We start from the raw sequence: 21781 nt of genomic DNA, 5'->3' as shown, positions 1-21781 counted from the left end.
ATACCCATGAAAAACCAACAGCAATCCCGTCCCTACGTGCCCGACTACGATTGGCTCTGGACCCAGCCCCCAAGCTATACGCGAACCCTTCGAGCCATCATCTCGCACTCTGATGCTGCCGTGCTGCGCACCGCATTCACATCTTTCATCCGCTCCCTACAACATGATGAGAATGGCGTAGCCGGGCGTGGCGGATGGGCAATATACCCCAACGTCAGCGAATCTGAGCCACACGCCGTCGTCGCTGATATTGTTTCCGGTGGCGAAGACGTAGCCGACGCGATCTGCGACGGCGCGGACGAACTCTTCGAAAAACTCACTGCAACGCCGGGAATAAAAATTCAGTGGCGCCAGCTTGACACCGGCGCCACCAAATCTGACTAACGGACCTAATCGTTGCGGCGTACCCGCGCCGATAAAACCCGATGCTGAATCGGAACCGTGACGGCCACAGCAGCAAACGTCAAAGCGATACCCAAACCAATCATCGTCATCAGTGCGAGCATGTTCCCCCACTTCACCAATGCCGGATGCGTTAGCGAAGGCACGAATGACAGCCCCACCACGATCACCAACACTGCGAGCAACGGATACATCACCTGAATAAACCGGGCGCGAATGAGCGTCGAGACGGGCGTGCCAACATACACCAGCGCACGCGTTTCATCACTGCGGTCAAAAACATCCGAGACTTGATGGATCATCGTTGACACCGCACCGATAACCAAGGAGAAAGCAAACGCAATCAGCACGCCTTGCGGGATATCGTGGGCCATCAATTCCGCATACGATTGCGCTTGATCGCCAACTGTTGAATCTAGCGAAACAATGGCCATCGTGGACACCAACGTTGCCACTGCACCCATGAGTGCCACCGCACTGACATTGCGCCACGCCGCCCGCGAATGCGAAACCACCCGGCGAATACCGATGAGCCGTGCTGGTGAGCCGGTAAAAACGAGCGGTCGCATCGTCAGCTGAATAAACAACGGCCCTGCCAAGGCCAAACCGCCAAAGAAGATCACCACGGCGAGACCGATAGAAAGAACTTGACCAACATCAACCGAGCTTGGCGAGAAGGTTGCCGTCATATATAACAGGAGAGCCAACGCTACGCCCAACACAGCTAAGCGCCACATTTTCACGCTCGTTGGAATAACGCGATGAGCGACACCCAGAGGCGAAATGGTTACCCGCTGCAAGCCAACAATCGTTGAAATACTAGCAATAACGAGCATCAGGCCGTAGGCCGCTAACAACATCCACCACGGGAGCAACATATGAGCCGTATTAATCGGCAACGTGCCAAAGGTCAGCTGAGACCACGCTGGCAAAGTTGCCAGGTAAACAGCCAAACCTAGCACATAGCCAATCGTCGCCTGCAAAATACTTTCCACAATCGACATCACCAAAACTTGGCCGGCACTCATTCCCATCAGACGTAACGATGCCAACCGACGTTCCCGGCCACCAGCACCTAACCGTGCAGCCCCCGAGCCGAGCGACAACAACGGGATCGTCAATAACGCCAACGCAATAACTGCGAACGCTGCATAGATTTCGCCAATTGATTCGGTGCGCACATCGCTATGGAATGCCGTTGCAACAGCCTGGTTGATCGCCCCAACACGCGTTTGGAACATGAAGACGCCACCCAACGTGGTCAATGTCAGCCATGATGACACCGCGAACGCAAGAACCGCAAACACATCCAAAATACCGCTGCCGGTGCGTGCCCCTAATCGGGCACGCGTCAGCATCGCGGCTAAAGACAGCGACTTCATCGTGACACCGCCCCGTCATAGTGAATTAGACCGTCACGAATTTCTACCAAACGCTGGCACCACGAGGCCACCTGGGTATCGTGGGTAATAACCACCAAGGTCGTGCCGTTCATTTTTGCGGTAGCAGTCAACAACTGCATCACTTCGTGCCCGGTTGCCTGGTCGAGTGCGCCCGTTGGTTCGTCAGCAAATAAAATCGCCGGATCGTGCACGAGTGCGCGAGCAATCGCCACTCGCTGTGCCTGACCGCCAGACATCTCCCCTGGGTGCTTAGCAGCCTGCGAACGCACCCCGAGCCGTTCCAACCACGTTTCTGCGGTCTTTAGCGCCTTGCGGCGCGAAACACCGTTAAGCAACAGCGGGAAGGCAACATTCTCGCGGGCCGTCAACTCCGGCACTAACTGTCCGTCTTGGAACACGAAACCAAGCTTGGACCGGCGCAACTTCGAGCGCTTCGCATCTGACATCGACGAGATCGACAGCTCCCCGAGTTCCACCTGGCCTTCATCTGGCTGCAAAATACCCGACAGCACGTGAAGCATGGTTGACTTACCGGAACCAGATGGGCCCATAATCGCCACCTGCTCGCCGTGCTTGATATCAATATCGACGCCCGCCAACGCGTGGACGTCACCGTATGTTTTCAGTAAACCGCGACCGCGGAGATTCATTTCGTTCATGGTTCCTATTTTCCCGGCTCACGGTAGCGAACACCATGGTGCTACCTCCCATTTTCAAGGTAGAGCCAGCCCTACCTTTCGCGTCTGTGGCGGTTGTGCCAGCTTCCACCCGCTAATATTACTAGTATGAGTTTTCTGCGCCGGCTATTTTCTTCGCGTTCGACGTCGTACGCCCAGAAAATCGCTCACCTGACCGAATCACGCCGTGAAATCGTGCAAGCGTTCGAAATCGAACGACGCCGGATCGAACGCGACCTTCACGACGGCGCCCAACAATACCTTGTTGCTACCGGAATGGCGCTGGGCGAACTCGAACTCATCGTCACCTTGGCTGGCGAATTGCCTGCCGAACTGGCTGACCTACCCGAGATAATAGCTCGCGCAAAAACTGCTAATCAACAAGGGTTGGCAGCTTTGCGGGCAACGGTCAACAATGTTCACCCTAAGCTACTGTCTGACATGGGATTGGCGGCTGCCGTACGCGATATTGCCGAACGCTGTGAACTGCTGGTGCGCGTCGTCGTCCCCCATCCGCTACCTGACCTACCTGAAGGCGTGGTGGCTACGGCCTACTTCTTGGTGGCTGAAGCGCTCACAAACACTGCGAAATATGCACCAAACGCTGAGGCTACGGTTATGCTTGCTGCCGACGAATACCTGCACGTATCGGTCGTTGATACCGGGCCGGGCGGTGCGCAGCTAAGTAGTGGGCACGGGCTTGCCGGAATGCGCGAACGGCTCGCCGCATTCGGCGGCACGCTCGACGTCGTCTCCCCTGCCGGTGGCCCCACCAAAATAACCGGAAAAATCCCGCTACTCTTACGCACCGGCGAATCAAGTATCGTTCTACACTCAGGAGAAAACCAGTGACCCACACAATTTTTATTGCCGACGACGCCGCCCTTATGCGTGCCGGGCTGTCCGGTATTTTGCAACGCGTGGGTTATGAGATTGTTGGCGAGGCCAGTTCTGCCCCCGAACTTGTGTCCGGGGTACGCAAAATTATCGACGACGGCGGGCAGATCGACATCGTTCTTACTGATGTACGCATGCCACCGACGCTGACTGATGACGGCCTACGCGCCGCTGATGAATTGCGCTGTGCCTATCCCAACCTGGCAGTAATGGTGCTATCTCAATATGTTGCACCCGCCTATGCCCAATCGTTGTTTGGCTCGGCGCACGGAATGGCCCGCGGCGGGATCGGATATTTACTCAAAGAGCGCGTCTCCCAAGTGGCCGACTTCGTCACCTCGCTGGATATGGTTGCTGGCGGAGGCGTCGTCGTCGATCCAGAAGTTGCTGCTGGGCTCATCCGTGGCCGGTCTACCGCGCTCGCGGCGCTCACGCCCCGCGAGCGCGAAGTCCTTGAGCTCATGGCGCGCGGACTATCCAATGCGCAAATCCAGGCGGACTTGTTTTTATCCGCGGCGGCTGTATCGAAACATGTGGCAAATATTTTCAGCAAACTCGGACTGGCTCCGGGCGAAGAAAATCGCCGGGTGCGCGCCGTGCTGACGTATCTAACTGAAACAGGTGGAACGGGCGCCGCGTCACGGTGACTCTTGCAAGGTGACTCTTGCAAGGTGACGTGACTGAGCGTGACTCGAGGTGGCTTCCTCAAGGTGACGAACGGGGCGCACACGTGTATAGTTAAGTCGTTGGCTTTCGCCACTGCGGGCGTAGTTCATCGGTAGAATGGCAGCTTCCCAAGCTGCAGAGGCGGGTTCGATTCCCGTCGCCCGCTCCACTAGGCGCCCATTTGGATACAAATAGTCCAGATGGGCTTTTTGTTTGTCAGCGCTGGTTTTCGGGCTCTTCGGATTTTAGCGGGGTGTGCTGGAGGCGGTTCGCACTTAGAGTGTGATCAGCCTAAAATCTATCCTCGCTTGTGTTCCTATTGTTATGGCTTGTAGCTTTGGGGCTATAGGGCTATAGGGCTATAGGACATTACAATCAAAAACGCTCATCTTGACTCGCTACCCGACACTGCCAGGCTTTGTATCAAAATGAGCGTCTTAATGGTTGTAGCATTAGCTCCAAACCTAGCCTTAAACAACTCCACCAAACACTCATGCCGACTCACGCTAACCTTACTCGATGGCAACATAGAAGTACTCCCTGAAAGAAAGAACCCAATTATCGAGTCCAGCTTTCAGGGAGCACGTGAGCATTTAGAGTCTATCCGGTACCTACGCGTCAGTATGTCAGGCTATCCCGATAAGCGCTAATCCTGTGCCGATGGCTAAAGCTGTAACAGTAAGATTGACGATACCAATGAAGACGTTCACAACAACAATACTGCTAGCCCAGATTCCTTTCGTTCTGTTGACTTTTACTATCAGGATGGCACTGATAAATGCTGAGAGGAATGGGACGAACAGGGCTAGCATCCCTGAGACAATCGTTGCACCAATAGCATTTTTTTTGCTCATAGACATTTTTTGCGTTGTGGCCCCCATGGTCACTGCCCTACCCAGTAAGTTGAGACTCCGCCACTCGGGTATGCTGTCATGTCACCCCTAAGTACGAGCATCTGCCACGACAGTCCCTTGAGTGGACCAATATTGTACGAGAAGCGAGCGTTCATCTTAGCGGATCTGCCTCCCGCAGACACCCAAGCGGACTTCTGAAGCAGGGAGGTATGGACCGCTGGATTCCAGTTTCGCGATGTATAGGCGTTAGAGTAATTAATCTTCGAAACTTTACCATACCGAACTTGGTATCCGAGTTCCATGCGGAACTCGATTACCTTAACACCAAAGATCTTTACCCAGCGAGTAGACCAGACATTCTTGTCTATAGTTGATGCGTTTGTCACGTATGTTGGGCCATTGGCGAGCATATCGCTCGCCGACACCAAGCGATTGTCAGGAGCGGAGATCGTCGGAAGCTCAAAGCGGGTGAGTCCGGTGGTCACTCCCGGCAGATCCGTAGCCGCGTCTGTGTAAAGTGCTGGATCCTGTAGAGCTCGGACGAACAGGTCCTGCTGCTGGTTAGTCAGGGCACGGAATTCTGCGAGCGTCTCGGGAGAATTTTGACTGAGATACGCCTCGTATTCTTCAACGGTCAAAGTTTCTGATGGTGCCACAGTATCTGCCTGTGCGTAGGCAGGGCTGAGCCCCGTGAACAGCGTAAATAAAAGCACAATGATTGAACCGATGCGAATGGTAGTTTTATGTGGCATTGTAGTTCCTTTCGAGATATGACGACACGCCACCTCCCGATATGCTAATTCGTACATAGACTATCACAATTGTGTCCTACGTTACAATCAATATCTCTTGGTGTAAGACGTTAATTTTTGTTGATAGTTTGCAGCCCTCTTAACCACACACTTTTCAGTGTTCAATCACTGCACGGGCTAAGGAATATTGATGGATACTTCAGTATTCTCTTCACATTCGCCCTCCTCTCCTATTTCCGATACCCGCAACGCAACCCCATCTGCAGACCCCTCAGTCTCAAATGCTCACTAGCCGAGTAGTCGAAACAGCAACGATCACCTGATCACCGAGCGTCCAACACGCCAGCAAACAACCCTAGAAACAACAGAATCCCTGCTCAACAGAGGTTGAGGGCTCACACAACTTTTATCATTTTCGACGTCTAAGTCTCCACTAGACGATCGACGATGATCAGTAGGAAGTTGTAGTGCATGGCACTAACACGAGTCTTCAGAGCAAAAGCGTTCCCTGCAAGTAAGTAGCTAAACTGTTTATAATAACGAGTGCATTGGTCAAGCCGCTATGTGTCTTATTTGGAAGGTGGCGCGTGATGCTCTACAAGAAAATAACCCTATTTCGTCTTTTAGCATTAACGAGCATAGCAGTGAGTACTGTCAGCGCGTGTTCACCAGCAGATGACGCTCACAAGCACTCACCTTCTGACCAACATTCGCCGTCTTCCTCTGCGACTTCGCCTAGCACACCCAAACCCTCTGGTAGTGCGCGTGCAACGTGGAATGGCGACAATATTGATCTTTCCGGAGCATCTGTCTCATGCGACGTCGACGGAAATGTGGTTCGTATTGTCGCGCTTCCAGCTGACTGGGATCCAAATTCCGATTCTCCTTACTGGGCAACGCTTTGGGAATCGGACGACGCGATCGACGTTCTTGACGTAGGAATCGGTTATGGAATTCCTACTGAAACAAATCAAGAGGTTTTAGCCCACGCCTGGTCCTCCAATAACCCTAGGACAGGCAATTTCATTGCCACTCACCAGGGAAAGACCTACACAGTTACCGGTTCTTTTGGCAATATTCCTGGCACAGAAGCAACAGTATCGGGAGAGCTCATCGTCGACTGCCCGACGCAATAAGCATTATGCCAGAACACCGATTATCCAAACATCTTCACATCTGATGGCCACCCGGCAAACAACATCGAGCTCCGGGTAACAGGACTGGCATAAGCCACGATTCCAAATCGTGGCGTTAGTTTTTATCAATCAGTGCCTCTATCTGCCCGGCTTTCGCAGTCGCAGTGTTACAAGATTGTTCACCGTCGTCTTTGTAGTTGTAGCACTAGACTGCGTACTTGCATCTTGTGTTCGATGCCACTGTTTTTCTTTTCTCTCCATGCCCTCCGTTGAGTTCATTGGTGAAGACGGCGGGTGTGACGTTGTCATTGAGCCAGGATTCTTCAGCGATTCTACCGTGGATACGCAAAACCCCGACGCTCTCAGCATCCAGGTCATGGTTTGGCTTAGGTGTGAGCCAGTCCCAAAACGTCTCGTACCCTCCTCCTTAGGGGCAGTTCGTTACTCGAAGGCTCCTCAACAGACTCAGACTCCGGTTCTATCTGTTCGGACTCTGCTGGTTGGGTACTGGCATATGCACCAGCAAGGCCGAGCGGAAGCATGTTGCCATTAACCAAATACAAATCCCAGCCAGCTTGTTCACTGATACGGTCGAGGTTTCCAGCTCACGGATATCATTGGCGCTCATCCACCCGTTCTGCCGAACGACCGTGTATCCATCCATCCGCGACTTATATTTACCGCGCAGCAAGCCCTCGAAGTTGAACTTCACATAAAATCTGCGGCTTCTCACAAGGAGCCAAGAGCGTTTTAGTGATGGCTTGTTCCCATTACGAGCGCCACCGAACGTGGACTGCCAGGACTCGCGAACGCGGGCCGGATCCTTAATCGTGCCAGGGTGTTCAAGCACACCACCCGGAGCCGCACCATTAGCAAAAAGCTCGCCCCATAGTCCTCGGTAGCCTGAGCTAAGCCGATGGCGTTCTTGGCCATCGCAATCGGGCTATACCCAACCAGACCGTCAAAGCCCAGCCCTGGAATATGCAACACCTCATGAGGAGAGAACCTAACGGTTTCGAACCTGCCTGCGGGTTCATCCCAGCTGCGCTGATACTCATAATACAGGCGACCTTGTTCGTTACGGCCCACGGTCATCCGGTTTGGCATGAGCGGATACAAACCGATGACTTCGTCGCGGCCGTTACGAAACACCTGCGCAAACGCATTACCCCACAACAACAAGTGCGTCATGAGGGTTTCTCGGAAAATAAAACTTGTCATCTCCGGATTCGGCTCATCATGCAACAACCGATACAACGGATGATCAAAGGCCTTCACCTTCGCCCCATCCGCCTCCTGATGGTAAACATGTAACGGCAACCCAGCAATAGCTTCAGCCAAAATCCGCACGCATGAATACACGGCAGTCATCTGCATCGCGGAGCGCTCTGTCACCGGACGACCAGACGATGTCGCCCCGAAAAAGAAGCTGTAGCCAGAGCTGACCGCATGATCCTCAGTCTTGCGGGTGGTGTCGCCGCGCAGCCAATTCAGGAAACCCATATTTACCACCTATAAATTGAGACTAGGTGAATCTACTCAGTCCCGCTTGACATGATGTGCGCACTGTGTTTTAATTGTTACTGGAGCGGCTGCTACACAAGTAGTTCGCCGAATCTAACAACTAGTTCGCCGAATCTAACAACAAAATTTCAAGTCACGCAACACCTATTTGGGTGTTGCCCGAACAATGAAAAGGAATCTATTATGTACAGCTTTGATAATGCCGTTTACGGCTTCGAAACCGCCAAGGAAATCCTCGGAGTTGGTTCTAACACGATGAGTAAACTCATCGATCTTAATCTCATCTCAATATTTTCTGATAGCGCGAATCAGCGAAATCAACAATATTCCGGTTGGGATATTGGGTACCTGTCTTCTGCTAGAAATCGCCCTTTGTTGGTTGAAAATGGTCAAAAAGCTCTAGTCTGTTCGATGGGAGTCGAAAAACAGAAGGCTCGCCCTTCTCTATATTTCGATGCCACCTGGGGACAGCGTAAAGATGTCCTCGATGAAGTTCACCGTAACGTTTCTGCTGACATTTGGGCGCAAATTGTTGAAGGAACCCTTCGAGTGACTGGGCATTGGCGTGTAAGCCAAAAAGATACTGATTTTTTGGTCGACAATAAATCGATCGTCGTGGCCTCTTACGGTGGATTCATCCTGGATGGCGGGTATATCGAGAAATGGGTACCTAATGTGTTCAGCCAGTCTGGTGGGCGCTGTTTCATAGTGAAGCCCTTTGACCACCACGCTTCATACCAGTACGCGCATAATTATTTGCCCTCTCGTCCGGGGCCAATGAATAAGGTCTGGACTTCAGAAGCTCTTCTTGAAGAAGCTTCACAGTTGCCGTAGTTGTCGCTTCATAATCGATGCGGGGTGAGATGAGTATTTTCTTGCCAATCTCACCCCGCATCTTTCTTTACAACACCAGTAAGCCGCGCTCGTCATAGACGCTTCCGCTCGTGGCTCCTTGTCCGCATCTGATTGCTCGGTCGAGGGCCATGATCGTGGCGACGACACCGTCGATCTTCTCGGTCGATTTCTGCTTGTCAGGCTTGATGTTGCCTGCCGGATCTTGGCGGACGTGAATGTTGTCCACCATCCATGACAGGACCGGGTGCCCGCCATGAGCTAACCGACCTTCAAGCGCGAGCTTCATCAGCTCCTTTGACGGTGGGCTCATGTCTTTGAAGCCTTGCCCAAAAGGGACGACGGTGAAACCTAAGGCTTCGAGGTTTTGGCTCATTTGGACAGCGCCCCAACGGTCGAACGCAATCTCGCGAATATCGAACCGCTGCCCAAGTTGCTCGATGAAGGCTTCAATCGCGCCATAATGAACGACGTTGCCTTCCGTGGTCTGCAAGAAGCCTTGCTGTTGCCACAGGTCGTAGGGCACGTGATCACGCGCGACGCGGAGTTTGAGGTTGTCTTGTGGTATCCAAAACCATGGCGCGATCACATACGGTTCATCCCCGGTTTGGGGTGGGAATACGAGGACGAATGCGGTGATATCCGTTGTGGAGGCAAGGTCGAGCCCGCCGTAACACACTCGCCCCTCGAGGTCGGATAGATCAACGGGTGCTGAGTTTTGGTTCCAGACGTGCATGGGCATCCACCGCACCGACTGTTTCACCCATTGGTTGAGTCGTAACTGTCTGAAGGTGTTTTCTTCAGCCGGATTCTGTCTCGCGGACGTGCAGGCTTGGCGTACTTTCTCGATCGGAACAGTGATCCCCAAGCTCGGGTTAGCCTTATGCCACACTTCCTCGTCCGTCCAGTCATCGTCGCGGTCCGCACCATAAATCACCGGATAGAAGGTCGGGTCATGCTTTTTGCCTGCGAGGATGTCCTCAGCCTTTTCATGCTGCTCATAGCAAATGCTATGGGTATCGGTACCCGCGGTGGTGATCAGGAAATACAAGGGCTGGGTGCGGGCATCACCAGATCCCTTGGCCATCACGTCAAAGAGTGCTCGGTTGGGTTGGGTGTGGAGTTCGTCGAAGACGACGCCGGAGATGTTGAACCCGTGCTTCGAATACGCCTCAGCCGACAACACTTGATAGAAGGAGTTGGTGGGTTTGTAGATGATCCGCTTCTGACTGGCGAGAACCTTGACGCGCTTGGAGAGGGCAGGGCTCATGCGGATCATGTCGGCCGCGACCTCGAACACGATGGATGCTTGCTGGCGGTCTGCCGCGCACCCATAGACTTCGGCGCGTTCCTCACCATCCCCACACGTCAGCAGCAGCGCGACGGCTGCGGCGAGCTCGCTTTTGCCCATCTTTTTGGGTATCTCGACGTAGGCGGTGGTGAACTGGCGGTAACCATCTGGCTTGATGGTGCCGAACAGATCACGAATGATCTGCTCTTGCCAATCAATCAGCTGGAAGGGTTTACCGGACCAGCGGCCCTTCGTATGCTTCAAAGCTTGAATAAACGCGACCGCGTAGTCGGCTTTACGCTTGTCATACGTAGAGCCATCAGCCATAAACCGTGTAGGCGTATAAGTTTCTAGTTGACGCATCGTGTCCCACCTCCTCTCCTAAGAAGTAAGAAAAGCCCCAGCGAGTGGGGCGTGAACGTGAGAGCACAGCGCGCCTAAACCGTGCAGGTTCAGGCGCGCTGTGCGGGGTTTAGATCAGAGCGTCAAGCGCCGTGTATTCGGTGTGGTGCTCCTCGAGCTGGTGGGCGATGATGGAGGCGCGGAAACCGTTCTTCTCCCGTCCCAGCTTGTTTTCTAGGGCGGTGATCTCGGCCTTGCGACGCTTCATCACCTGTACCGAATCACCGTCTTGGATTGCTTGCTTATCGCGTGCGAAGTTGTTCATCACTTGCCTGCCTTTCCAAGCTGGTAAGCGGCATCAAGCATGGCTTTCAATCCCCACACGCTGACCTCGAGGAAATCCTCACTGTCACTGCGACGGACTTCAAGATCGCCTCGGTTTTGGATCTCGAGACTGTTTTGTTTGGCGATCTCGAGAAGCTTTGCGGCTGTTTTCTTGCTCATGACCTTCTCCTTTACCTCTTGTTTGGTCATGTACATACTGTGAGACTTTTGGGTGTGGCTGGTCTGGGATCAGCTGGCAGGATTAGACCATAGCTCTGGTGGCGTGACTCGTGTACATACTGGCGCAGAGGTCATGATCTCTTTATAAGAACTCGCGGTTTCTGGTGCTTTTGGCTGACATGTCCGCTGCTAGGGCTGTGGTCTGATCCGGCCGGTGAGCATTGGCTTGATTAGAAGCATGTCCGCCAATTCTTCTTTGGCGTGACTCGTCACAGTATTGCCAGCAAACCAAGTCCTAGACGCGACTCTAAGAATATGAAACCGGATCAGACCTCAAGGTAAGAAACAACCCAGAGTTTCAACAACCAAGGAGGTTGAATCCATATGGCAATTGTCGCACACATCTACCCTTTCATTGTGGGAGTCGACACACACGCCAGAAACCATGTGCTATCGATCCTGGACTGTTCCACGAGAGCCCAAGTCCTTTGTCACTCATTCACGAACACTCCTAAAGGGCACGCTCGCGCGCAAGCATGGATAGCCAGACACGCGAGTACCGAAGCAGGCAAGGTTTTGGTGTCAATGGAAGGGACAGCCTCCTACGGTGCTAGGTTCCGTGTTTTCCTAGAGCAGGCAGGCTACCGCGTGGTTGAAGCCCCGCGACTTCTAGCGCATGGCCGTAAGAAACTCGCCAAAAATGATGCACTAGATGCCTTCCAGATCGCTGCCAGGACTCTTGGTAAAGACGAAACCGAGCTGACTATCCCCAGGCAAGGCAACCATCGTGAAGCCTTGCGGATCCTCGTAACTGCAAGGAAACAACTCACCCGCACCACGACCGTTCACATCAACTCACTCACGGCTTTGACCCGCTGTGCCGATCTTGGTGTTGATGCCAGAAAAGCACTGTCGGTAACACAAATCCACCAGCTCGCCACTCTTGAAGCACATCCCGATGAGGCTATCGACGTCCTCGTTGCCAAACAAGAAGCGCGGCGCCTCGCCAAAGCCATCATCGATGCTCGTGCGCAACTAGCAGAAAACCAAACCCAACTAGCGATACTCGTCCAGCTGGTGGCACCAGCACTACTGGAACTATCAGGAGTAGGACCAGTCACAGCAGCGCAAATGATTATCTCCTACTCCCACGCAGGCAGGGTCAAAAGCGAAGCAGCTTTCGCAGCACTAGCAGGCACCAGCCCAATACCAGCTTCGTCAGGAAACAAGATACGCTACCGGCTCAACAGAGGCGGAGACAGAGCACTCAATAACGCCCTTCACACCATAGCCCTCGTACGCCTAAGAAACGATGAGCAGACCCGCGAGTATATGAAAAAACGACTAGCTGAAGGCAAAACCAAACGTGAAACGATCCGGCTAATAAAACGCTATCTAGCCCGCAAAATCTACCGACTCCTCACCAAAGAACTAACCAAGAAACAAATCGCTCTAGCAGCTTGACAAATATAGAAGCGTCAGCCATAGGTGTGGGCGCTTATCCAGTCATTTTCGGCTTATTTTCAAGGGAAATGAGGGATGTTTATCCCGCCCGTTCGACGTCCTTCACCAGATCCAAATACGCATACTCTTTACCGCCTCGCAGACACGTGACCCCAGCCGCGTCCCCAGTATGTTCGGCATACCGCCTGAGGATAACGGAGGCATATTTCTCGTCCAGTTCCATGCAGTAGGCAATGCGGTCGGCAGCCTCGCACGCCATCAATGTCGATCCTGAGCCTGCGAAGGTATCGAGCACGATCGCATTCGCCTGCGTCGAATTCTGTATCGGATACGCCAGCAGGTCGAGGGGCTTGGACGTCGGATGGTCACTGTTTTTGCGGGGTTTGGCGAAGTTCCAGATCGTCGTCTGCTTCCGATCCGCATACCAGCGATGTTTACCCGTTTTCACCCAACCAAACAGAACTGGCTCGTGTTGCCACTGGTAGGGAGATCGACCGAGAACAAGGGAGTCTTTCACCCAAATACAACACCCGGACAGGTAGAAGCCTGCCTCTAGGAAGGCGCGGCGGAAATTTAGCCCTTCAGTGTCAGCGTGGAACACGTAAGCGGATGCGCTTTTCTCACACACCCCAGCCATGTTAGTTAACGCTGCGTGGAGGAAGTCGTAGAACTTATCGCCAGCCATCTTGTCATTCTTAATCGACAAGCCAGAACCAGATTCAAAAGCGACGTTATACGGCGGATCAGTCAACACCAAGTTGGCTTTCTTACCACCCATCAACAGTTCAACATCGGTTTGTGAGGTGGCGTCGCCGCATACCAACCGGTGGCGGCCTACTGTCCACACATCCCCGCGTTGGACAAACGCGGCGGCTTCTAACGCTGCGGTGAGGTCGAACTCGTCGTCTTCGACTTCGCCTTCGTCCAACGAGCCGATGAGTTGGGCGATCTCGGCGTCGTCAAAACCAGTCAGTTCCGCATCGAAATCACTCGCGTCAAGATCGGCAATCAAGAGGGCGAGTTTATCGTTATCCCATTCGCCACTGATCTTGTTGAGCGCAATGTTCAGGGCTTTCTCCCGCGTCTCGTCATACTCAACAACAATCACGTCAACGTCCGTGTGTCCAAGGTTTTCGAGGACCTTCAGACGTTGATGACCGCCGACGACATGGCCAGTCGTCTGGTTCCAAATGACCGGTTCAACATAGCCGAACTCGGTCAGGGAACGCTTGAGCTTCTCATACTCGGCATCACCGGGCTTCAGGTCCTTGCGGGGGTTGTAGTCAGCGGGTTTCAGCTCACTAATCGGCATTGTTTTCATAAGCATACTTATTCACCGCCTTCCGCAGCGCATCAACATGAGCAAACGAGTTCTCCCAACGCACACCAACATGACCAAAATGCCATAAGTCGAATAACACGTGTAACCGGGAGCTCGCAGACCTAGAGCATCAATAATCGCGCCAGGCCGTAGCGCGAACACCTCGGAAGCAGCCTTAGTGAGGATCTCGTCCGAATACTCACCAGTCCCGAGCGAGTCAACAGTGAAAGCAACGGGATCGGCCTTCCCAATCGCATACGAAATGCTCACCTGGCACTCAGCTGCGAGGCGGGCATCAACAATGGTTTTCGCAATCAGACGCGCCATATAAGCACCCGACCGGTCAACCTTGGACGCATCCTTACCACTAAACGCTCCACCACCATGCGGGCCAAGACCACCATAGGTATCGACCATGAGCTTACGCCCTGTCAAACCAGTGTCAGCCTTCGGGCCACCCACGGTAAACATGCCCGACGGGTTAATAAGAATCTCGGTATCAGCACCGATCGGCAGGTACGGCTTACACGCCGGGGCAACAATTAAAGTTTTCACCTCAGCTTCCAACTCATCCAGATCCTTGGCTGGATCATGTTGGATGGAGACCACCACGGTTTCGATCGCTACGGGTTGTCCGGCGTCGTCGTAGCGGACACTCACCTGCGCTTTGCCGTCGGACTTGATGCCGGTGATCGTGCCGTCCTTGCGAGCCTTATCGAGGCGGGCACAGATCTCATGTGAGAGCACGAGCGGCAATGGCAAACGCTCTCGCGTCTCATTCGTGGCGTAACCGTAGACAGTGCCTTGATCGCCAGCTCCTTGGAGAGCGAATTCGGTGTCGTCACCGAAGCGTGCCTCTATGGATTTGGAGACTCCTGCGTTGATGTCTGGGGATTGGCGGCTTGTCCAGACGAAGACGAGGAACTTCCACGGCTTATAGCCCGCCTTCACTAGCGCGTAACGCACCGATTCACGGATGCGGGGACGTACCTTCGTCGTGATCTCGCCCGTGACAACAATCCGATGACCAGACGCCATAACCTCCACAGCTACACGCGCAGTTGGGTCGTCGTAGAGAATATCATCAAGGACCGTATCGGCGATTCTGTCGCAGAGCTTATCGGGATGGCCGATACAAGTGGCCTCAGCAGTCTTCGTAGCAGACATACACACACTCGCTTTCAAAGAAACAGGGCAGAGCAAAGCGCCCACCCGTAAACACAGGCAGGCAAAAGAAAGAAAGAGCTAGGAGCGGGCTTTGAGGAGCTGTTCCATCACGTCATCACCAGGAGCGCCGCCCGAATAATCACTCGTGCACGTAGCACGCACAATCTCGTAAATCTCATACCAATACACATTCGCTTGCTTACCAAACGACTGCGACATAGCAACAAACGGAGACGCGATCGCAGCACCCGTCGTCGGATGCTTACCCAACAGACCGAACTTCGAAATCTCCTGCTCACACTGCACATACCGAGCAAACGCCTGCGCATAAGATTCAATCAACCTTGGTGCCACGAACTGGGAACAGCCACGGGCATCAAGCCACTGCCACGTTTCTCGATAGACCAAGTCAGCGCCAAGCGGTTTACCATCACGCTGAACCTCAGAAAGGTAATCCGAGGGTTCGGGCATTGTCTCCCCAGCAAGTATCGCACCATCACCAATATCGCTGCCTTCAAAATCAAAAGGCTCATTGAGCGGATCTTCCAGCCGAGTAGCTGGGCGGCCTGCTGTGAGCTTCTCATTCAACGCATCAGGCTTCGCACCAGCTCGCACGCGGCGGCCACCACGATTCGTGCCATCTTTAGCCATAGATATTTCCCTAAACATTACTATTGCATATTTAACCAATATTAAAGTAAGTTTACCGTTACGGGAGTATAGGATCACTAACGAACAAAAGGAGGAATCGTGGATACTGAACTTAAAACAGCTGATTTTGTGAAAATTGAGGTTAATCCCAGGAGGGAGAATATTCTCGCGCCAAACGGTAATCACCACCCATCGGTAGACCCCGAATAAATCTAGCTCAGGGGAAATTGGCAGTATGAAGGTCGTTACTGTTTGGCAAAATTCAGGGTTTATTACACTTGTTCGGGATTCGGAAGGGGATCTGTACGCCCCCAAAGAAAAAATCCCAGTATCAGAAAGTATCGCCCTTCATACGCCATTTTCTACACAAATAGAACTTGAAGATATCGTTATCCCAGAAGGCATAGTCTGCTTTATTGACTCCTTAGACGAAAATCTAGACCAGTCTAAGCAACGACTGAATCACTTGCTGGAACACGCAAGCGATTCAAATCTTTTGATAGTAACAGCAGCCGATTCGATTGAGCGGAAAAGAAGCCTAGCAGAATTCGCAGTAAATCTGTCAAAAAAGACTCGCATTCTCGAAGTTTCACTTCCAATCTCATGCTTAAGTCCCACCTTAACGAAAGACGGGATGTTTTACTCCGACATCGAGACGAGAAGAAAAACTAATTTCCCTAGGCAAGATATCTATGAAATTCGCTCTAAAGAGCCATATTTAACATCATTAGATACGCTAACCTCCCATATTTTAAATAAATATATTGAGCATCAAGAGATCTGGTTCCCCGAGAAAATAGACGGAGCCGCCTATATAACTTCGGAATATGATTATACGTCTCAAGCTTTCTATCATTCTGAACTAATTCCTTTCAGATTGACAGGCTCTAAGCCACTAGAAGTTGCACCGAGTAATTACTCCGAGCTAGCAAGCCAAAATCCTCGTCACGGCATTATTAAAACACTTCGCCGAATTAAAAACCACGAATCACTGCCCTCATCTTTAGTGACCGTTCAAAGCGATGTGGCCGACCTTCGTTTCGCTTCCCCCTGGGCCAATAATACTGTTTGCCAGGGAAGCACATTCGACGACCTACGAAGTGCGGAACTATCGGCACTAGGTGAAGCATACGAACGTTACTGCGTCAATATCATCGACCTAGAAAAGGTTGTCAAGGGTAGTGCAGCTTTCTCTTAGGAATGACGGGCTAACCCCAGTTGATCCCACTGATTTCATTCTTTTTAGTCCCGAACAACTCCATACTTTCAATAACCGTTTTGAAAAATTTAATGAAGAAACTGTGACTACATGGATCAAAGGACAAAGTTTTCAAGGAAAAGAAAGACTTGTCCCCGTATCAATGGTATTCGTTAACCATCGAAGGCTTAAAAAGTTCGGCGATTATCCCTTGCCACATATCAATGCTCCTGCTTATGCTGGCATTTCAGCGGGAAAAACAGCCATATCTGCATGCATCAATGCTTTACAAGAGATAATGGAACGCCACGCCACTATGTGTTGGTGGCACAATCCAGCACATAGTTCGAGCTTATCTATTCCAAAAGATAGTTCCGTGGCGCAACTCATTGAAGAGTTTGAAAATAAAGGTAATCGTGTCTCAATCGTTAGCATAGAGAACCGCTTCCAAATTCCGATTTACGCAGCTACTGTATTAAATACAGAATCCGGCATTGTCAACACAGGTTTTGGGTGCAGACCAACTAATGAATCTGCAATACTAAAGGCACTTACCGAGGCATGCACACTTCAAGCAGGTAGTTTTGATCTTCTAAACCCTCATGGAGAACTCTTTAAAGCTATTGAACGCGGTGAGCTATGGGAAGGCATTGCCAAACCTTGGCGAAAAGATCGCCGTTATCTTGATTATTATTCATCGGATTTTTCGACACTGAACGATCTTATGCTTCAACAACAAGTTTATTTGGATCAAAGATTACTCTCTAGGGTAGAGCCGTGGCTTTTCCCTACTCAAACAAGTGAGTACTCATATCCCGATCACCATTTTAAATCTTCGGATGATGAATTAGACTTTTATTTAACAACGCTTGATAGCATGTCACTAGAACCTATCATGGTTGACGTAACGTCACCTGACGTACAAAGCTTACAGATTTCTGTTATCCGCGTTTTAGTCCCTGGCTTAGTACCAAACTTCGCTGTCGGGGATCTTCATCTAGGAAAACAGGCAATCCAGTACGAACCAGTACTACTTGGACATCAGCCTGAGCCAACACCTCTCAATCAGCTAAATATTAATCCTCTTCCACACTGTTAGAATGCTCGTCATGAAAAGAAATACCTCTGGACTGTTAATTGCAGTAGCCGTCATTATTCTTGAACTGATTGGCGGGATGCAAAGCTATTTGAACCAACTGATTTTGCCTATTATGGCTAAAGACCTTCATGCTCAAAGCTACTATGGCGTAATCCTTGGTATTTCCTCTATCGTGTCTATGGCTGGGTTGCCGATTGGAGCTGCTTTGATGAACCGGATACGGTTGTCAAAGCTTTTAATGTGTGCAACCGTATTCGTCATTATTGGAGCATTTATTAGCGCTCTTGCCCCTAATGTCGTCATTTATATTACCGGGTCAATACTTCGTGGCCTAGCTGGTTCTATCCTTGCAATGACGTCGATTGGCGCAGTAGCACTCGGGCTGTCCGGACGGGCAAGACAAATAACACTCGCCTTCGCTTCAGCGAGCTGGGTAATTTCCTCAATCGTCGGACCGACCTATGCCGCTTGGGTCACGCATCTATTGTCGTGGCGATGGGCAATGTTGCTTTATTTACCGCTGTTAGTGGTCACCAGAATCGTTATCGCTTTTAATTTAAAAAAGGAAGGCACTAAAAAAGACGCACCATTTTCATATATGGCACTTCTCCTCATCATCGCAGGTGTAACCGTTACCATCATTCCAACAAGCGGGATTGTGAAGATCGCATTGCTGATTGTGGGCGTTGTTGTACTTGGCCGCGTAGTTATCCTGCTCATGCCTACCGGCACTTTCCGGCAACATACCCCTCGAAGAGATGCGCTTGCTGGAATGTTCTTCTTAACTGGCGGCTATTTCGTAGCCAACGAACTCGTCAGCATCACCGCACATGATATTTATCTTGCACGGGCTGATTCTCTTGGTTACATTCTGACCGGAGGAGGTCTGGCATGGGCTGTCCTCGGAGTACTTTGCGGGATGAAACCAGCAGTAACTCAACGCGCCTATCGGATGAGATCGACTATTGGCCTCGGACTGCTCATTGCGTCGTCAATATCGATCGGTGTTTTGACCTTCAGCAACTGGCAGCCTTCATCTCCCGTGGTAGTCTTCATTGTTTTGTGGTCAATCGCTGGCGTTGGTATGGGACTAACCTACCTCGACACTCTCAATATTTTCTTTGAAGACCCCGCTGTTCCTGACGGCATCACGATTGAAGAGATGGCAAGCTCGTCGGTCATCATCGAATCACTATCCGCAACAATGTTTATCCCGCTGACAACATCGATCGTCGTGATGGCCTTCACTGATAATCACGTAACGTCTAGGTTGCCCTACGGAATCTCCTGGATAATAGTTGTGGCACTTTCGTGCACAGCCTTCTACTATCTCCGCCACGCAAAACCAGCAAGCGCAAAGTAAAAACCAAGATGAAAGAAATCGTCGTTAATACCCTGTTTGAATTGGGTACTTTGTGCGCGGTTGGCCCCGCCCGCTGACCTTCCCAACACTCGTAGAGATCGAGAGCCCCCAGCCCCTCACTAAATTCTTGGCTGTGCCAAGCTTTTCATCTGTCAGTTAAGCTGGTCGAGGCTGCGGTTGGGGACCCATCCTTCTTCGCCTCGATCATTGCGACACCACGACCACCCTGATTGAGCGTCGTTATGAATGCGCTCAACGCGTTCACCAACACGAGCTGCTAATTCAGTGGTGTCATATGGTCGAATCACAGTCGCAGTGTTGCCATCAATAGCGAGATGTCGAGCTGGCACCCAGCCGGAACCCTTGTATGCGGTGACGAAAACGAATTCAGGCCAGTCACTTGTGCGGTGCTCGACGACGACCTCATCATCGACTTCCACCCGCAATGGTGGACGGTTCGGGATTTGGTGATCACAGGTCAAAACAAACATGTAACAATTATCTTGCACCGATAATTGACTGGCAAGGACTCAATACGTGTAGACCCGTGGTGCTTGCCGCCAGCGGTCGTCATCGAGTGCGGTCTGCCTTGAATGGCAGGGCTTGCACAAGCTCCGCAGGTTGTCGAAGTCGTGGATGCCGCCGTGTTCAAGCGGGAGCACGTGGTGGACTTCCTGCACGGGTGTGTACCGACCGGCCTCGAGGCAGTCTTCGCAGAGCGGGTGCTGGGCGACGTAGGCAGCGCGGATCTTACGCCACCGCGATCCGTAGCGGCGGTTGATCTTCCGATCACGCTGATACTTCCGATACCGCACATCCTCAGCCTTGGCATGGGTCTCGCAGAAGCGTTCGCGGGTCAATTCAGGGCAACCAGGGTGGGAGCACGGGAAGCTGGTTTGACTGGCATCGCTTTGCTCCTTTCCTGAGCATGGTGAAGCACCAAGTTCCCGATGCTGGGTTCTTGGGGCTTGTCCTACTTTTCAACCACCTACATCGTCTCATAGGAAAAGGCGCATATGCATCCGCCGTTCTTGACACCTTTTAACGCACTGGGTGCACACCTATAGCCGTCCATACAGTGCGGTCGCAAGACGAGCCAAGGCGCGCGACTTCTTTTGGTAGGCGGTGGTGCGTTCGACGTAGAAATGGTTGCAGATCTGCTGAACCGCATCCTCTTGGGTTCCTTCGCCGAGGAAGAACGCTTCCAGCACTAAACGGTCGTCCTCGGAGATGATTTCCCATGCTGGGAGGAACCAGTCCATGTATTGACGCGCCTCCACATATCGTGCCTTGTAGGTATCGATGCGTTCGATCGTGGCCATGATCCTGTTCTCGGACGCGTGGAGGTCGCCTGAGGATGGTGTTCCGTCCATTCGTGGGGACGCTGGGCTGGCCGCATCAGCATAAGCTGCCTTGATTGAGTTATCGGTGGTGTCGATGATCTGTTCCATCAACGTATAGTCCTGAAGGGCGGCGATGGCGGCTTTCTTTGTGTCAAGGTATTTGGTCATCACATGCATGAGAGTTCCTTTCGAGAAGAGGTCGTGGTTGTGTGGGTTTCGTGTGTGACCGCATCGATTAGCGCGGCCTGAGTAGCATCTTTCGTTTCGAGTGCTTTAAGGACGGCTTCATCGAGCGTCCCTTCTGCTACTAGGTGCGTGATCGTGACTGGCTCACTCTGGCCTTGCCGATAGATCCGCGCGTTGGTTTGCTGGTAGAGCTCCAAACTCCACGTCAACGAGAACCACACAAGCAGGTGCCCGCCTGCCTGGAGGTTCAGTCCGTGGCCAGCTGAGGCTGGGTGGATCAGGCCGAGAGTGAACTCTCCCCGGTTCCAGGCCTCAATATCTGCGCTTGTTTTGAGTTCTCGTGCGTGAGGGAAACGACTCTGGATGCGTTCGCGGTCGTGCTTAAACCAGTACGCCACCAGCAACGGAGAGCTATTAGCTGCCTCGTAGATGTCTTCGAGTGCGTTGAGCTTCCGGTCATGAATCAGAGCCCATTTGCCGTCTGCGGTATAGATCGCACCCGAGGCCATCTGTAGCAACTTCCCGGATAAGGCGGCAGCGTTGGCAGCATCGATCGTTTCTTCCCCTAGTTCGAGGACGAGGTCAGCTTTCAGCTGGTCGTAGACGTGGCGTTCCTTCGCTGCGAGGGCCACTGGCATCGTCGTCACTGTCAGTTCTGGGAGCTTCAGATAGTCGGTAGTTCTCACTTA

Annotated in this window: 23 protein-coding genes, 1 tRNA gene and 2 pseudogenes; 10 read left to right on the top strand and 16 right to left on the bottom strand. The window is 52.2% G+C overall.

Annotated elements, in window-relative coordinates; all coding sequences use genetic code 11:
• The first annotated feature begins 6 nt into the window (after positions 1 to 6).
• Positions 7 to 384: a hypothetical protein gene (locus HC352_RS02630; protein ID WP_168917455.1), complete on the top strand. Its 378-nt coding sequence runs from the start codon at positions 7 to 9 to the stop codon at positions 382 to 384.
• 5 nt (positions 385 to 389) lie between these two features.
• Here HC352_RS02630 and HC352_RS02625 read toward each other — a convergent pair whose 3' ends face one another.
• Both HC352_RS02625 and HC352_RS02620 read right to left on the bottom strand, forming a co-directional pair.
• Positions 390 to 1784 carry an FtsX-like permease family protein gene (locus tag HC352_RS02625; protein WP_168917454.1) on the bottom strand — a complete coding sequence of 465 codons (1395 nt, stop codon included), beginning with the start codon at positions 1782 to 1784 and terminating at the stop codon, positions 390 to 392.
• Positions 1781 to 2464 (bottom strand): ABC transporter ATP-binding protein, encoded by a 684-nt coding sequence (locus HC352_RS02620; RefSeq protein ID WP_168917453.1) that lies wholly within the window; start codon positions 2462 to 2464, stop codon positions 1781 to 1783. Before HC352_RS02620 ends, HC352_RS02625 begins: the two co-directional genes overlap by 4 nt.
• 126 nt (positions 2465 to 2590) lie before the next feature.
• On the opposite strand from HC352_RS02620, the gene HC352_RS02615 reads away from it, so the two are divergent.
• The 3 genes from HC352_RS02615 (at position 2591) to HC352_RS02605 (ending at position 4214) form a co-directional block, all read left to right on the top strand.
• The gene (locus HC352_RS02615; RefSeq protein WP_168917452.1) at positions 2591 to 3334 is read left to right on the top strand and encodes a sensor histidine kinase; all 744 of its coding nucleotides are present in this window, start codon (positions 2591 to 2593) and stop codon (positions 3332 to 3334) included.
• Positions 3331 to 4026, top strand: a complete 696-nt coding sequence (locus HC352_RS02610) for a response regulator transcription factor (RefSeq protein ID WP_168917451.1) — start codon at positions 3331 to 3333, stop codon at positions 4024 to 4026. Before HC352_RS02615 ends, HC352_RS02610 begins: the two co-directional genes overlap by 4 nt.
• A gap of 114 nt (positions 4027 to 4140) precedes the next feature.
• Positions 4141 to 4214: transfer RNA gene (locus tag HC352_RS02605), tRNA-Gly, on the top strand.
• A 457-nt stretch (positions 4215 to 4671) separates the two neighbouring features.
• Here the strand turns inward: HC352_RS02605 and HC352_RS02600 are convergent.
• Together HC352_RS02600 and HC352_RS02595 are read right to left on the bottom strand one after the other, a co-directional pair.
• Positions 4672 to 4899 carry a hypothetical protein gene (locus HC352_RS02600; protein ID WP_168917450.1) on the bottom strand — a complete coding sequence of 76 codons (228 nt, stop codon included), beginning with the start codon at positions 4897 to 4899 and terminating at the stop codon, positions 4672 to 4674.
• A 29-nt stretch (positions 4900 to 4928) separates the two neighbouring features.
• A complete protein-coding gene (locus HC352_RS02595) occupies positions 4929 to 5651 on the bottom strand; it encodes a hypothetical protein (protein WP_168917449.1) in 723 nt (240 codons plus the stop codon).
• Between the two features lie 587 nt (positions 5652 to 6238).
• On the opposite strand from HC352_RS02595, the gene HC352_RS02590 reads away from it, so the two are divergent.
• A complete protein-coding gene (locus HC352_RS02590) occupies positions 6239 to 6787 on the top strand; it encodes a hypothetical protein (protein ID WP_211080700.1) in 549 nt (182 codons plus the stop codon).
• Positions 6788 to 7265: 478 nt separating this feature from the next.
• Here HC352_RS02590 and HC352_RS09270 read toward each other — a convergent pair whose 3' ends face one another.
• Together HC352_RS09270 and HC352_RS02585 are read right to left on the bottom strand one after the other, a co-directional pair.
• Positions 7266 to 7499, bottom strand: coding sequence for a phage portal protein (locus tag HC352_RS09270; RefSeq protein WP_247645218.1), 234 nt, complete (start codon positions 7497 to 7499; stop codon positions 7266 to 7268).
• A gap of 38 nt (positions 7500 to 7537) precedes the next feature.
• A complete protein-coding gene (locus HC352_RS02585) occupies positions 7538 to 8290 on the bottom strand; it encodes a phage portal protein (protein WP_247645217.1) in 753 nt (250 codons plus the stop codon).
• Positions 8291 to 8494: 204 nt separating this feature from the next.
• Here HC352_RS02585 and HC352_RS02580 point away from each other — a divergent pair, with 204 nt between their 5' ends.
• Positions 8495 to 9145: a hypothetical protein gene (locus tag HC352_RS02580; RefSeq protein WP_168917447.1), complete on the top strand. Its 651-nt coding sequence runs from the start codon at positions 8495 to 8497 to the stop codon at positions 9143 to 9145.
• 67 nt (positions 9146 to 9212) lie between these two features.
• Here the strand turns inward: HC352_RS02580 and HC352_RS02575 are convergent, their stop codons facing one another.
• The 3 genes from HC352_RS02575 to HC352_RS02565 all read right to left on the bottom strand — a co-directional run bounded on the left by HC352_RS02575 (position 9213) and on the right by HC352_RS02565 (position 11300).
• Positions 9213 to 10817 (bottom strand): terminase large subunit, encoded by a 1605-nt coding sequence (locus HC352_RS02575; RefSeq protein WP_168917446.1) that lies wholly within the window; start codon positions 10815 to 10817, stop codon positions 9213 to 9215.
• Positions 10818 to 10926: 109 nt separating this feature from the next.
• Positions 10927 to 11121 carry a hypothetical protein gene (locus HC352_RS02570; RefSeq protein ID WP_168917445.1) on the bottom strand — a complete coding sequence of 65 codons (195 nt, stop codon included), beginning with the start codon at positions 11119 to 11121 and terminating at the stop codon, positions 10927 to 10929.
• Positions 11121 to 11300 (bottom strand): DUF6900 domain-containing protein, encoded by a 180-nt coding sequence (locus HC352_RS02565; RefSeq protein ID WP_168916999.1) that lies wholly within the window; start codon positions 11298 to 11300, stop codon positions 11121 to 11123. Before HC352_RS02565 ends, HC352_RS02570 begins: the two co-directional genes overlap by 1 nt.
• A gap of 384 nt (positions 11301 to 11684) precedes the next feature.
• Between HC352_RS02565 and HC352_RS02560 the strand changes: the two genes are divergently transcribed.
• Complete coding sequence (locus tag HC352_RS02560) at positions 11685 to 12764, top strand: IS110 family RNA-guided transposase (protein WP_211080699.1); 1080 nt, start codon at positions 11685 to 11687, stop codon at positions 12762 to 12764.
• A gap of 79 nt (positions 12765 to 12843) precedes the next feature.
• Here HC352_RS02560 and HC352_RS02555 read toward each other — a convergent pair whose 3' ends face one another.
• The 3 genes and pseudogenes from HC352_RS02555 to HC352_RS02545 form a co-directional block, all read right to left on the bottom strand.
• Positions 12844 to 14091, bottom strand: coding sequence for a site-specific DNA-methyltransferase (locus HC352_RS02555; protein WP_168917443.1), 1248 nt, complete (start codon positions 14089 to 14091; stop codon positions 12844 to 12846).
• Positions 14066 to 15252, bottom strand: a pseudogene (metK, locus tag HC352_RS02550) (methionine adenosyltransferase). The gene HC352_RS02555 and the pseudogene metK overlap by 26 nt, the downstream one beginning before the upstream one ends.
• A 78-nt stretch (positions 15253 to 15330) precedes the next feature.
• Positions 15331 to 15903: a P27 family phage terminase small subunit gene (locus HC352_RS02545; RefSeq protein ID WP_168917442.1), complete on the bottom strand. Its 573-nt coding sequence runs from the start codon at positions 15901 to 15903 to the stop codon at positions 15331 to 15333.
• 235 nt (positions 15904 to 16138) lie between these two features.
• Between HC352_RS02545 and HC352_RS02540 the strand changes: the two genes are divergently transcribed.
• Genes HC352_RS02540 through HC352_RS02530 form a run of 3 tightly spaced genes read left to right on the top strand, consistent with a single transcriptional unit; the run spans position 16139 to position 19563 of the window.
• Entirely contained in the window at positions 16139 to 17101 is a 963-nt protein-coding gene (locus HC352_RS02540) for a YcaO-like family protein (protein WP_168917441.1), read from the top strand.
• Positions 17085 to 18200, top strand: a complete 1116-nt coding sequence (locus tag HC352_RS02535; RefSeq protein WP_168917440.1) for a YcaO-like family protein — start codon at positions 17085 to 17087, stop codon at positions 18198 to 18200. Before HC352_RS02540 ends, HC352_RS02535 begins: the two co-directional genes overlap by 17 nt.
• Before the next feature lie 10 nt (positions 18201 to 18210).
• Positions 18211 to 19563: an MFS transporter gene (locus tag HC352_RS02530; RefSeq protein ID WP_168917439.1), complete on the top strand. Its 1353-nt coding sequence runs from the start codon at positions 18211 to 18213 to the stop codon at positions 19561 to 19563.
• Positions 19564 to 19715: 152 nt separating this feature from the next.
• On the opposite strand, the gene HC352_RS02525 is transcribed toward HC352_RS02530, so the two are convergent.
• The 4 genes and pseudogenes from HC352_RS02525 to HC352_RS02510 all read right to left on the bottom strand — a co-directional run bounded on the left by HC352_RS02525 (position 19716) and on the right by HC352_RS02510 (position 21778).
• Positions 19716 to 20054 (bottom strand): SH3 domain-containing protein, encoded by a 339-nt coding sequence (locus HC352_RS02525; RefSeq protein WP_168917438.1) that lies wholly within the window; start codon positions 20052 to 20054, stop codon positions 19716 to 19718.
• Between the two features lie 39 nt (positions 20055 to 20093).
• Positions 20094 to 20470: pseudogene (locus HC352_RS02520) on the bottom strand (HNH endonuclease).
• 154 nt (positions 20471 to 20624) lie between these two features.
• Positions 20625 to 21083, bottom strand: a complete 459-nt coding sequence (locus HC352_RS02515; protein WP_168917436.1) for a hypothetical protein — start codon at positions 21081 to 21083, stop codon at positions 20625 to 20627.
• Positions 21074 to 21778 (bottom strand): DEAD/DEAH box helicase, encoded by a 705-nt coding sequence (locus tag HC352_RS02510; protein ID WP_247645216.1) that lies wholly within the window; start codon positions 21776 to 21778, stop codon positions 21074 to 21076. Before HC352_RS02510 ends, HC352_RS02515 begins: the two co-directional genes overlap by 10 nt.
• Positions 21779 to 21781: the final 3 nt, after the last annotated feature.

Origin of the sequence: Arcanobacterium buesumense (genome assembly GCF_012563545.1) — a bacterium.
Lineage (GTDB): Bacteria > Actinomycetota > Actinomycetes > Actinomycetales > Actinomycetaceae > Arcanobacterium > Arcanobacterium buesumense.
The sequence above is the reverse complement of the archived record's forward strand: the minus strand, read 5'-3'. Positions and strand labels throughout refer to the sequence as shown.